The sequence below is a fragment of the Acinetobacter sp. WCHAc010052 genome, from assembly GCF_002165295.2.
In the GTDB taxonomy this organism is placed as follows: domain Bacteria; phylum Pseudomonadota; class Gammaproteobacteria; order Pseudomonadales; family Moraxellaceae; genus Acinetobacter; species Acinetobacter chinensis.
In genome coordinates this window covers 2,396,102-2,408,732 of sequence record NZ_CP032143.1, presented here as the reverse complement: position 1 = coordinate 2,408,732, position 12,631 = coordinate 2,396,102, and the positions used below count along the sequence as shown (strand labels likewise).

Annotated in this window: 13 protein-coding genes; 5 read left to right on the top strand and 8 right to left on the bottom strand. The window is 42.1% G+C overall.

Annotated elements, in window-relative coordinates; genetic code table 11:
- The first annotated feature begins 74 nt into the window (after positions 1-74).
- Together adk and CDG61_RS11920 are read left to right on the top strand one after the other, a co-directional pair.
- Positions 75-728 carry an adenylate kinase gene (adk, locus tag CDG61_RS11925; RefSeq protein WP_087511836.1) on the top strand — a complete coding sequence of 218 codons (654 nt, stop codon included), beginning with the start codon at positions 75-77 and terminating at the stop codon, positions 726-728.
- 97 nt (positions 729-825) lie between these two features.
- Positions 826-1,056, top strand: a complete 231-nt coding sequence (locus CDG61_RS11920) for a hypothetical protein (protein WP_147387790.1) — start codon at positions 826-828, stop codon at positions 1,054-1,056.
- A 12-nt stretch (positions 1,057-1,068) separates the two neighbouring features.
- Here CDG61_RS11920 and nth read toward each other — a convergent pair whose 3' ends face one another.
- Both nth and CDG61_RS11910 read right to left on the bottom strand, forming a co-directional pair.
- On the bottom strand, positions 1,069-1,755 hold the full coding sequence (gene nth / locus CDG61_RS11915; protein WP_087549318.1) for an endonuclease III: 687 nt from the start codon (positions 1,753-1,755) through the stop codon (positions 1,069-1,071).
- A complete protein-coding gene (locus CDG61_RS11910) occupies positions 1,752-2,552 on the bottom strand; it encodes an RnfABCDGE type electron transport complex subunit B (protein WP_087549637.1) in 801 nt (266 codons plus the stop codon). Before CDG61_RS11910 ends, nth begins: the two co-directional genes overlap by 4 nt.
- A 348-nt stretch (positions 2,553-2,900) precedes the next feature.
- Between CDG61_RS11910 and gdhA the strand changes: the two genes are divergently transcribed.
- A complete protein-coding gene (gene gdhA / locus CDG61_RS11900) occupies positions 2,901-4,244 on the top strand; it encodes an NADP-specific glutamate dehydrogenase (protein WP_087511832.1) in 1,344 nt (447 codons plus the stop codon).
- A 177-nt stretch (positions 4,245-4,421) separates the two neighbouring features.
- A complete protein-coding gene (locus CDG61_RS11895) occupies positions 4,422-5,324 on the top strand; it encodes an alpha/beta hydrolase (RefSeq protein ID WP_087549317.1) in 903 nt (300 codons plus the stop codon).
- Between the two features lie 18 nt (positions 5,325-5,342).
- On the opposite strand, the gene CDG61_RS11890 is transcribed toward CDG61_RS11895, so the two are convergent.
- The 4 genes from CDG61_RS11890 to rlmH all read right to left on the bottom strand — a co-directional run bounded on the left by CDG61_RS11890 (position 5,343) and on the right by rlmH (position 8,234).
- Positions 5,343-5,753, bottom strand: a complete 411-nt coding sequence (locus CDG61_RS11890; protein ID WP_171405605.1) for an META domain-containing protein — start codon at positions 5,751-5,753, stop codon at positions 5,343-5,345.
- A 166-nt stretch (positions 5,754-5,919) separates the two neighbouring features.
- The gene (locus CDG61_RS11885) at positions 5,920-6,696 is read right to left on the bottom strand and encodes an META and DUF4377 domain-containing protein (protein WP_087549315.1); all 777 of its coding nucleotides are present in this window, start codon (positions 6,694-6,696) and stop codon (positions 5,920-5,922) included.
- Between the two features lie 158 nt (positions 6,697-6,854).
- A complete protein-coding gene (locus CDG61_RS11880; protein ID WP_087549314.1) occupies positions 6,855-7,631 on the bottom strand; it encodes a DODA-type extradiol aromatic ring-opening family dioxygenase in 777 nt (258 codons plus the stop codon).
- A gap of 120 nt (positions 7,632-7,751) precedes the next feature.
- Positions 7,752-8,234 (bottom strand): 23S rRNA (pseudouridine(1915)-N(3))-methyltransferase RlmH, encoded by a 483-nt coding sequence (rlmH, locus tag CDG61_RS11875; RefSeq protein WP_087511827.1) that lies wholly within the window; start codon positions 8,232-8,234, stop codon positions 7,752-7,754.
- A gap of 156 nt (positions 8,235-8,390) precedes the next feature.
- On the opposite strand from rlmH, the gene CDG61_RS11870 reads away from it, so the two are divergent.
- Positions 8,391-9,341 (top strand): M28 family peptidase, encoded by a 951-nt coding sequence (locus CDG61_RS11870; protein ID WP_228199572.1) that lies wholly within the window; start codon positions 8,391-8,393, stop codon positions 9,339-9,341.
- 203 nt (positions 9,342-9,544) lie between these two features.
- Here CDG61_RS11870 and CDG61_RS11865 read toward each other — a convergent pair whose 3' ends face one another.
- Both CDG61_RS11865 and lon read right to left on the bottom strand, forming a co-directional pair.
- The gene (locus CDG61_RS11865) at positions 9,545-9,922 is read right to left on the bottom strand and encodes a VOC family protein (RefSeq protein WP_087549313.1); all 378 of its coding nucleotides are present in this window, start codon (positions 9,920-9,922) and stop codon (positions 9,545-9,547) included.
- A gap of 173 nt (positions 9,923-10,095) precedes the next feature.
- Positions 10,096-12,525 carry an endopeptidase La gene (lon, locus tag CDG61_RS11860; protein ID WP_087549312.1) on the bottom strand — a complete coding sequence of 810 codons (2,430 nt, stop codon included), beginning with the start codon at positions 12,523-12,525 and terminating at the stop codon, positions 10,096-10,098.
- Positions 12,526-12,631 lie beyond the last annotated feature (106 nt).

Genomic DNA, 12,631 nt, shown 5'->3' with positions numbered 1-12,631 from the left:
AGCTGCATATTGAATCCATCATTCAATATGGAACACAAGTGTCATATATATTGTTTAAATGAGGATGTTTTTTTATGCGCATTATATTACTCGGACCACCTGGAGCAGGTAAAGGTACACAGGCTCAGTTGATCTGTAAGCGCTACAATGTCCCACAAATTTCAACCGGTGATATGCTCCGTGCTGCGATTCGTGAAGGTACTGAATTAGGTCTTAAAGCTAAAAGTGTGATGGAATCAGGTGGCCTGGTCTCTGATGAACTGATCATTGGTTTAGTGAAAGAACGCATTGCACAGCCTGACTGTGTCAATGGATGTATCTTTGATGGTTTCCCGCGCACCATTCCTCAGGCTGAAGCTTTAGAGAATGAAGGCATTTCAATTGATCACGTGATCGAAATTGATGTACCTGATGAAGAAATTGTAAAACGTCTTTCTGGTCGCCGTCAGCATCCTGCATCTGGTCGTATTTATCATACAATCTACAATCCACCTAAAGTGGAAGGTAAAGATGATGAAACTGGTGAAGACCTGGTTCAGCGTCCAGATGATCTGGAAGCGACAATCCGTAAGCGTTTAGGTTCTTATCATACTGAAACTGAACAGCTTGTAGGTTTCTACCAGGGTCGTGCAGCTTCTGGTGAAAATGCACCGACTTATGACAAACTCAATGGTCTGCGTGCAATTGAAGATGTACAGAAAGATCTGTTTGCTATCCTGGATAAATAAGATAGAAACAGCTGAAAGTACGCAACTTCAATTGAAGTTTTGACTTTAAAAGAGTCCTGATACATATTAGGGCTCTTTTTTTATGGCGGAGTCCCTGATGAAAATTCTATTATTGCTGTTAATGGGGATCTGCTTCATTGGATTGCTGGGATTAAGCGTTTTCAGTATCAGACTGTTGCGTAAGATACAGAAAGAAGCTGCACAGCAAGGCAATGGTTCTGCTGAAAGCAGACAGTATAAGATTCATCCTGGCGTTGAACAGGAACATCAGCGACTTGATGCATTGAAAAAACATCTTGAAAAAAAAGCGAAGTCGGATAAGAAATAACAGAGAGCTGTGTTATGGGGTGATCTGCTGGACTTTAATTGTTCGTGGAGCACCAAATTCGTAGCGGTCTGGCCAGTTACATACATCTGACACAATACATTCAGTACATTTCGGTTTGCGGGCGATACAGCAGTATCGTCCATGCAGAATCAGCCAGTGATGCGAGTCTATGATAAATTCTTTAGGTATGACCTTAATCAGTCTGTGCTCTACTTCCAGCACATCTTTGCCAACCGCTAAACCGGTACGGTTACCTAAGCGGAAAATGTGAGTGTCCACCGCCATAGTGGGCTGACCAAAGGCTGTATTCAGTACAACATTCGCAGTTTTACGCCCAACACCTGGCAGTGCCTCCAGATCCTTACGGTTGTCAGGAACCTGGCTGTTATGCAGTTCAATCAGCATTTTACAGGCTTTGATGACGTTCTCAGCCTTAGAGTTATATAAGCCAATGGTTTTAATATATTCTTTCAAGCCATCGACACCGAGGGCATAGATCTGTTCGGGTGTATTGGCAACAGGAAACAGTTTATCAGTCGCTTTATTGACACTGACATCCGTTGCCTGAGCAGACAGGGTAACAGCGATCAGTAACTCAAATGGATTTGAATAATTAAGCTCAGTTTCTGGATGAGGACGCTGTTCACGTAAGCGTTCAAAAAAAGTCTGAATCTGTTTTTTAGTCATATTTTTTGTCATACAGAGCCACCTTGTACAATATCCAGTTGTCTTTTTAATTCATCCAGTTGCAGCTGTTTTTTCGGATCAGGCCACACCGAAAGCTGTTTTTCCAGTTTTTTGATCTGTGTGCGGATTTTGGCTAATTCAATGGTGGTTTTCGCATCCATTGTCACCGTTGCATGGTCAGGTTTATCCGCAAGCTGAATCACAGGAACAGCACTCGACTGTGATGAAAACAGGCTGAACAGATCTGTATCAATATCTGCACGGACCACAGGTCCCTTACGGTTAATCCGTCGTTTTTCTTCCCGCTGGATATGCGCATAATAACGTTTACGCAGGTCATTCTGTTCCTGTATGCGCAAAGACTCATCAGGGACAGACAGTGTATCTTCGATCAGGTCAATACAGTCAACTGGGCAGGGAGGAATACACAGTTCACAACCGGTACACTGATCGGTCAGAATGCTGTGCATCAGTTTACCTGAACCAATAATTGCATCTACCGGGCAGGCACTGATGCATTTGGTGCAGCCAATGCATTCATCTTCGCGTATAACGGCTTTCATACGCTGAGGTCGACCATCGGACTGAACAGGCCATACACTGGCTTCTGCTGTCATACTGGCGCGGTTCAGCAATGCTGCCAGTGCATCTGCAACAGGTTGTCCACCAGGAATACACTTATTCGCATCCTCACCTTCTGAAATTGACTTTGCATAAGGCAGGCAGCCATCACGGTGCCCGCATAAACCACACTGAGTCTGTGGTAATAAAGCGTCAATTTTTTCAATCAGGGAAATCTGCGAATTCATGTACAAACCAGTCTGCTGTATAAAACAAGCATAATAGGGTGGGATTAAAATCAAAGTGCTGAATTTTACCATGAAATGTCATAATTATCCCATGTGCCATACTGGTTCATCGAATGCGTTATTTTTGGGCAAAAAATGCCATATTTACAATGCGGTTACATTAAAAGCGAAAGATGATTCTGATGCACTTTTTAAACTTAAAACGATGATATTTAAAAATTATATTAAGTTTTTTTTAAAAAAGTATTGTGCAATATGAACAAAAGATATTTAATGTTTTGCGCCAAAATACATCAACGATTGAAATTTTGACCAATTTTGATCCACTTTTATGCTGAGGATTAAGCGTTGAAATATAACAGCCTTAACGACTTCCTGAATTACGTAAAAACACGTGATGCTCATCAACCTGAATTTCTACAAGCTGTAGAAGAAGTGATGACAAGCCTGTGGCCTTTTATCGAGAAAAACCCTGAATATGCTGAACATGGTTTACTCGAGCGCCTGGTAGAGCCTGAGCGTGCAATTCAGTTTCGTGTTTCATGGATGGATGACAAAGGTCAGACTCATGTGAACCGTGCATTCCGTGTGCAATATAACTCTGCAATTGGTCCATTCAAAGGTGGTATGCGTTTCCACCCTTCAGTCAATCTTTCGATTCTGAAGTTCCTTGGGTTTGAACAGACTTTTAAAAATGCTTTGACTACTTTGCCTATGGGCGGTGGTAAAGGTGGTTCTGATTTTGATCCTAAAGGTAAGTCTGAAGGCGAAATCATGCGTTTCTGCCAGGCATTGATGATTGAATTATACCGTCATCTTGGTTCCAACACAGATATCCCTGCGGGTGACATCGGTGTAGGCGGCCGTGAAGTAGGCTACATGGCTGGTATGATGAAGAAACTCAGCAATGACACTTCATGCGTATTTACAGGTAAAGGACTGTCTTTCGGTGGTTCTTTGGCTCGCCCTGAAGCGACTGGTTTCGGTACTGTTTACTTTGCTGAAGAAATGCTGAAAACCCGTAGCGACAGCTTTAAAGATAAAGTTGTAACGATTTCGGGTTCTGGTAACGTTGCACAATATGCTGCTGAAAAAGCAATGTATCTGGGTGCGAAAGTGGTTTCACTTTCTGACTCTAACGGTACTGTTTACGTAAAAGACGGTTTCACAACTGAACTGCTTTGTGAAGTGATGGAACTTAAAAACGTAAAACGTGGCCGTATCTCTGAGTTTGCATCTAAACACGGTTTTGAATACCTTGAAGGCAAACGTCCTTGGGGTATCAAGTGTGACATCGCGCTTCCATGTGCAACTCAAAATGAGTTAACTGAAGAAGATGCAGTTGCACTTCTTGCAAACGGTGTGATCTGTGTAGCTGAAGGTGCAAACATGCCTTCTACGCTTGAAGCAGTAGAGAAATTCGTTGAAGCGAAAATTCTTTATGCACCGGGTAAAGCATCAAACGCAGGTGGTGTTGCGACTTCTGGTCTTGAAATGTCACAAAACTCAATCCGTCTGGGTTGGACATTTGAAGAAGTGGATGAGCGCTTACATGCAATCATGAAAGAAATTCACCGTAACTGCGTGAAATACGGTACTGAAGAAGATGGTACTGTGAACTATGTAAACGGTGCAAACATTGCAGGCTTTGTAAAAGTTGCTGATGCAATGTTAGCGCAAGGTGTATTCTAAGTTTTAATTTAGAATCATTGAAAACCGATGCTTTTGCATCGGTTTTTTTATGCCGAAAATTTAGTTTTGCTTACTTGCTAAGGTATTCACCCATTTCCATGATTTTAAAAAATATCAGCCAATTCAGTTTAAGCATAATGTGATTATGGTAGGGACAGCACAAAAAGGAAAAATAAAGTGTCCAGTTATCAGTCACACATTGCGATGTTGTTATTTAAACAGCAAAAAAGAATGTTGCTTTTGCATAAAAATAATACTCAGATATTACGCAGCTTTTTTGAAAAGGGGACATTACTCGCCCCATTACCAGCCTTTTTTAAGGCAAAAAAAGTACTGCTGAATAATGTTCCCACCATGCAGATCGAAAACCAGCGCCCGAATAAAAATGCTAAAAGAATTCTGGTTTATATTCATGGTGGTGGTTTTGTGGTGGGTAGTCCTAAAAGTTATAAGGGCTATGTAGCAAGTCTGTGTCAGCTGGCACAGGCAAGTTTTGCTTATATTCCAGACTATCGTTTAGCACCTGAGGCACGGTTTCCTGCTGCAATTGATGATGTCTTTGCTGTATGGCAAGGAATTGTGGAAAAATATCAGGGCTATGAAATTGTTTTAGGTGGTGATTCTGCGGGTGGAAATCTGGCACTGGTTTTGTGTATCCGTGCACGCGATGCAGGTGTGGCATTGCCAGCCCGCGTGTACCTGCTTTCACCCTGGCTGGATTTAACTTTGACTTCAGCCAGTCATAAAAAACAGGATCGCCGTGATCCATTTCTCGGGACATATTTTCTTGAAAGAGATTTTGCCCGACATTATGTCGCAGAGCAGGATCGTAAAAATCCGCTGATTTCGCCTTTATTTGCCGATTTTAAAGGTTTACCGCCTTTTTATGTGCAGGTGGGTTCCAAAGAGGTTCTACTGGATGACAGTCGGGAATTTGCCCGTAAAGCCAGATCACAGGGTGTGGATGTTGAACTCGATATCTGGACAGGCATGTGGCATGCATGGACGATTGTTCCTTTTGTTCCAGAAAGTCGGCAGGCGCGTAAAAAAGCAGGTTTCTGGCTGAGTGCCAGTCACTGAGTAGCCAGGCCGGTTGTTTTATTTCTGTTCCTGTTCAGAGCTGAAAGTATAGCTCTCTCCATTATTCAGGGTCAGTTTTAAAGTCCGCTCAGGTCGGTCAGAAATCTTAAACAGCATTGGGTTTGAGAGAAACAGCCGTATTAACAGTTCATTTTCCAGGGCACTGCATCCAATCAGTGTACTGACCATACTCCCTTTGGGAATGATGGTTGTCTGGTTTTTAATGAAATAAGTCCTGCTCATGCGGTTGCAACCGCCATAGGCATGAATATGATTGTGGCTGAAGCGGAGCAGAATGGGATGTTTACTGTGTGCAGATTGATAAGACCATGAATAGCGTTGCAGATTTTCCCAATCAGAAACCTGTAATTTGGAAGATTGCTCCGAACCGCTATGATTTTTCTGGGATGGCTGATGATGCTCTTTCACTGTCTGGCAGCCAGAAAATGTAATTGAGAGCAGCGTGATAAAAAGAATATGGGTAAACCTTTTTTGATTTTTTATCATCAGTTGATCCATTTAATCAGGCGGAAATAAAAAACCGATGCCTGAACATCGGTTAATTTACTTATCTACTTAGAATTAGTAATGCGAATTACAGTGAGCCTTTAATCGCTTCACGTTCAATAATCATGTCCTGAACATAAGCATATTTAGACTGATCTGCCGCAGGATTCTTAATTTCGTAGCGCTTGATGCGTACAACCTGACGTTCATTGGGGTTGTGAGTAAAACCATCAATGTTGCTGTAGAACAAAGTCCAGTCTTTATCGATCTGAGTTTTCACGCCATTCTCAGCATATTTAATTTCACGAACCTGTAAGCAGGTCTGTGGTGCAACGCCAGTGCATGATTTAGTCTGAGGTGAAATTTCCAGGAAAATCGTTTCACCTTCTGACTGATACTTTGCTTCAGGTGTTAATTTACCTGTAAACACAACTTTACCTGCTGCAGGGCTGATCAGTGTCAGTGTAGGAGCATCGCTGTTTGCAGTATCAAGAACAAAGGCAGTTTTACCGCTCTGGAATAATGATGCAGCAAATGCTTCCTGTTTCATCAGTTCAGGTGAACACATCATATTTGTTGACGCTAAGTTACCGGTTACCAAAACACCATTTTCAACTTTTGCACCGCCAAACATGTTATTACAACCAGAGGAAATGCTGACTTTCTGGTCTTTGAAGTTCAGCACGATTGGCTGTTTTGTACCTGTTGGCTGGAAGGACCATTGATAAGCATTTAGGGTCTGTTCAGCAGTCCCTTGTTGTTGTAAAACTTTCACAGCAGTATCTCCCAGTTTTTGAATATCACCTGACTGACAGGCTGCCAGAGTAAGAGGGAACAGGGCAAGCGCAAGGTAACGTAATTTCATAGATGATCTGCATGTATTTGATTTAAATGATAACAGGAAGCATAACTGATTTGAGCTGTAAAACAATGGATACATTCTGGGATTTTGGGTTTCAAAATGTATCCATTAATTTATATTTGTTAATTTATAAAAAAATATTATCAGTCTGCATGATTCTGTCAGTCAAACCGATAAATATCCATGCCTAAAGAGCCCATGCTGAAACTGTTATGCACAACACTGAAACGTGTACCTGTTCCCATTGAAAAAAATAAGGGTGCAAAATGTTCTATCGTTGGATGATTACGCTGCACAAATGGAATGCTTGACCAGTCCAGTACTGCATCATAGTCGCTGTGAGCCAGTTTGCTGACGACATAATTGCGGAAAGCTGATGCCCATTCAGGTACTGCTGACTGATTACCGTCCCAGGACAGTTCACGCAGATTATGGGTAATACTGCCTGAACCAATGAGCAGAACCTGTTGATCACGCAGGGGAGCAAGAACCTGTCCGACTTTATAAATTTCTTCAGCACTCATGTTCATCGGCAGAGAAATTTCCACAACAGGAATACTGGCATCAGGATACATATGTAACAGTGGCATCCATACGCCATGGTCACGTGGACGGGTGCTGTTGGCATGTGCAGGAATATGAGCTTCTGCAAACAGATGAAGAATGGTTTCTGCAAGTTCGGGATGTCCAGGCGCAGGATAGCGCATTTCATACAGTTCCTGAGGAAAGCCACGAAAGTCATGCCAGGTTTCTGGACGGACTCCGGTACTGACTTCCAGGCTCTGACTTTCCCAGTGGGCAGACATGACAATAATTGCCTGAGGTACGGGTAGATTCAGACTCAGGCGGTTCAGTGCAGGACCAACCTGTTCAGGATTCAGAGCAAGCATTGGTGAACCATGAGAAATAAATAAACCTGGGAGAGTCTGTAAGTTCATAATGCTGTGCCTGAGAGTGAATGACCTGTAAGGCATATCATGCCTGAAACAGAAAAAAGGAATAAGTGGCTTTATTTAAACGTATTGTTTCATAAATGAAACGCAAAGCATTTCCAGCAATTATCCTGCACGGTGATAAGGATGATTATGGTTGATACTCATTGCACGGTATAATTGTTCAATCAGCATGACACGAACCAGCGGATGGGGCAGGGTCAGCTTGGACAGTGACCAGTGCCATGCCGCGGCTTTACGGACAGCTTCGGAATGACCATCTGGACCACCAATGGCAAGTGCAACATCATATCCTTCCAGCATCCAGCCTTTCATGGTCTCAGCCAGTTTTTCAGTACTGAACTCACGACCACCGACTTCAAGTGCAATCAGGACTTCATTCTGTTTCAGCTGAGACAGAATGCTTTCACCTTCAATATTTCTGTATTTTAAAATATCCGCTTCGGAGTCATTTTTACCCCGTTTAGCCATAGGCAGTTCAATGACCTGGGTCTGAACAAAAGGCTGAATACGTTTGAAGTAATCTTCAAAACCGGTCAGAACCCATCCAGGCATTTTTTGACCAATGGTGAGAATTCGAATTTTCATACAGACAGTCTATGGCAGGAGTGGAAGTTGCCTATTATAACGCTGAATTACAATATTGAAGATTTAAGAAGACAGTTTGCAGTTGAATTTTAAACAGGGCTGTTGCTTTAATATTCATAAATGTGGATTCATCTCTCCATAATGGAAAATAAAAATATGAAGACTTCCATTTATAAGCTCAGTCTGATGAAAACAGTTCTGTTTATTGTTTTATTGCAGTCAGTCAGCCTCAGGGCTGAATCTGTATTTTTTGAACAGGCAGAACCACAGAATCTGAAAGTATATGTCGAGCAGATTATTGGGACGGGGACAACTTATAGAAATTATAAAAATACAGAGGAACTGAACCGTGTTTCCAGCTGGATTAAAGAGCAGATGCAACGGTTTGGTATTCCATGCCAGTTTCAGACCTATGCCGTGGAAGGGAAGGATTATCGAAATATCATCTGTTCATTAAATACAGGAGCTGCTGAAAAATATCTGATCGGTGCACATTGTGATGTACATGGTCAGCAGCAGGGAGCTGATGATAATGCATCAGGTGTTGCAGGGGTAGTTGAGACAGCGCGTATCCTGGCTCAGGAAAAAAACAGACTGAAAAAGAATATTGAGTTTGTGTTTTATACACTTGAGGAACCGCCTTTTTTCAAAACTGAGCAGATGGGAAGTTATCGGCATGCCCAGTCCATAAAAGCTCAGAAAAAGCAGATTAAAGGCGTATATATACTGGAAATGATCGGTTTTTATGATTCTGCGCTGACCCAGACTTATCCTTTGGGACTGAAGTGGGTCTATCCTGCACATGCCAACTTTATAGCGGTTGTCAGTAATCTTCAGTCAAGAACAATGGGCGAGGACTATTGTGCAGCAATGTCTGAACTGGATCAGCTTCATTGTGAGCGACTGGTCGCGCCTGCATTTGTCAAAGGTGTGGATTTTTCAGATCATCTGAACTATTGGTCCGTTGAAATTCCAGCGGTTATGCTGACAGATACTGCCTTTTTCAGAAATAAAAACTATCATACAGCACAGGATACGATGAAGACCTTAAACTTTGAAAAAATGAGCCATGTTGTGGATGGTCTGGTTTATACCCTGCTGAAATAGACTCAGTTGCAGTGCGTACTCAATCACGGAGAAAAACATAAAAAAAAGCAGTACTACAATAAAAGTAATACTGCATAAACCAGGTTTATTCTGGAGTTTAAACCTGGTACAGCGACATGATTAAGACTCATTATCATGCGCCTGTTCTATATAACATAGGGTCAATTATATAAAGTTCAAGTCCTGGTTATGATTTGTCGGGGTTATTGCATCGAATGCAGTCCAAACAGATTACCTTCAGTATCAATCGCTAAAACAATATGACCATGTTCTCCAATGGACATTTTGGGCTGGTGAATCTTTCCACCCGCCGCCTCAATCCGCTGTTCTTCAACTGAACAGTCTTTGCTTTCAAAATAAATAATAATGCTGTTGCCACCGGCTTCGATACCGTGCATTTTCACCAGTGAGCCTGATGCACCATATATGTTCATATCTGATGGAAATGCCCACATTTCCATCTGGCTGTCGGTGGGGTCACTGAGTAAACTGAATTCTGTACTTAAAACAGTTTGATAAAACTGTTTTGCACGCTGCATATCATTGACATAAATTTCGAACCAGCAGATTGGATTTGACATAAGTAATTCCTGTTATTGAGTTATTGAAAGATTAATTATTGTGTTTGTATTTTATACAGTTCAGCTTAGGTGAAACTTAAATCAGGAACAGCAGATTTTTGTAAATTCATTGTGAAATACGTTTTATCGGACAATAAAAAAAGAGCACCGAAGTGCTCTTTTTTTATGATGAATTAATGACGTGCCGCTTTTTTACCATCATCTACAGCTTTGACAATCGGTGTTTTTGGCAGAGGTGTTGGCTGCTCAACCAAAGCCAGTGGAAGAATTTCATCAATACTTTTCACTGCTTTAATTTCCAGACCGTCTTTGACATTCTGAGGAATTTCAGTCAGGTCACGCACATTTTCCTGTGGAATAAACACCAGTTTCACGCCACCACGATGTGCTGCTAAAAGTTTCTCTTTCAAGCCACCAATACGCATTGCTCTACCACCCAGGCTGGTTTCACCTGTCATGGCAATATCAGGACGAATTGCAATTTTAGTGAAAGCAGAAACAAGGGCTAAAGTCAGTGCTAAACCAGCAGATGGACCATCTTTCGGTGTTGCACCTTCAGGTAAGTGAACGTGTACATCTGTTTCTTCAAAGCGTGAAGCTTCGATGCCCAGTTCATCAGCACGGGTACGAACAACCGTCATAGCCGTGGTAATCGACTCTTTCATCACGTCACCAAGTGAACCGGTCGTAATGAATTTACCTTTACCTGGAACAGCAGCAACCTCAATGGTCAGTAATTCACCACCAACGGACGTCCATGCCAGGCCATTTACACGACCTACCAGAGCTTCTTCTTCAGCCATACCGTAGTCGAACTTATGAACACCTAAATAATCAGGTAAGTTCTCAGCAGTCACATCAACATGCAGGTTTTTCGCTTTCTTGCTGACAGACTCTTTCACCACTTTACGTGCAATTTTAGACACTTCACGCTCAAGGCTACGTACACCAGCTTCACGGGTATAACGACGCACGATGTCGCGAATTGCTTCTTCATGAACGGTCAGTTCTTTAGCACGTAAACCATTGTTCTTGATTGCTTTCGGAACAAGGTAACGGTCTGCAATATTGACTTTTTCATCTTCGGTATAACCAGGCAGACGAATCACTTCCATACGGTCAAGCAATGCTTCAGGAATGTTCATGCTGTTTGCAGTACAGATAAACATCACTTCAGACAGGTCAAGATCAAGATCTAGGTAATGATCATTGAACTTGTTGTTCTGTGATGGATCAAGTACTTCAAGCAGAGCAGAAGCTGGATCACCACGGTAGTCCTGTGCCATTTTGTCAATTTCATCGAGTAAGAACAGTGGGTTCTTCACACCGACTTTTGTCAGAGACTGCACAATTTTACCTGGCATTGCACCGATATAGGTACGACGGTGACCACGGATTTCCGCTTCATCACGTACACCACCCAGTGCCATACGGACAAATTCTCGACCTGTTGCTTTGGCAATGGATTCACCAAGTGAAGTTTTACCTACACCAGGAGGACCAACCAGACACAGAATAGGACCACGAAGTTTTTTCACGCGTGACTGAACAGCAAGGTATTCAACAATACGTTCTTTCACTTCGTCCAGACCATAATGATCTGCATCCAGAATATCCTGAGCTTTCGGCAGATTAATGCTGACTTTGCTCGCTTTATTCCACGGCGTATCTAAAATCGCTTCGATATAGTTGCGTACCACAGCCGCTTCACTGGAAGCAGGTTGCATAGCTTTGAGTTTACGGAATTCATTTTCTGCTTTTTTGCGGACATGCTCAGGAAGGTCAGCTTCAGCCAGACGTTTTTCAATTTCCGCAACATCATCTTCCGCACCGCCATTCATGTCGGAAAGTTCACGCTGAATCACTTTCATCTTTTCATTGAGGAAGTATTCACGCTGATTCTTTTCCATCTGACGTTTGACAGAATCATGCAAAGTCTGCTCAATCTGCTGTTCTTCAGACTGTTGTAACAGATAGGTCATGAGTTCCTGTAAATGAGCTTCAAACTCATCATGTTCCAGAAACTTCTGTTTAACATCAATATTTAACGGCGCACGGGTCGCAACAAAGAACATCAGCTGAAGCAGATCATCAATTTTACCTGCAGCAGTGATCAGTTCACGTGCATTGCGCAGTTTTGCTTCGGCATACTGTGAAAACAGTGTGCGCAGTTCTTCCACACGTGCAGACTGAGTGTTGTCGTCTACCGATACAGTCATCGGGCTTAACGCATGTTCAGCTGATAAATATTCATCGTTATCAATGATTTTTACCAGTTTGGAACGGTGTAAGCCTTCAATTAATACTTTTATACAGTTTTCATCATTTTCGTGATTCACAACCTGCACAATCTTCGCGACAGTACCGTATTGATATAAGTTGTCGTGATCAATTTCTTCTGTAAGCGAATCTTTCTGTGCAACTACAAATACTAAATTGTCACTGTTACGAGCCACGTCAACTGCATTGATCGATTTTTCACGACCGACAAATAACGCAATCTGCATATGCGGATAAACCACAACATCACGTAGCGCTAAAAGTGGTAATACACTTGGAACCACTGGCTCTAAGCTTTCTTCATTCATAATAATTTCAGACATGGGCACTCCAAATGAGTAACAACAGTGTTGCCATGTTTTTATAGTGATGTGTATTTTAAAAAATACAAGGGCAGTAATGAATAAAAGTGTGGAATTTGATTGAAAA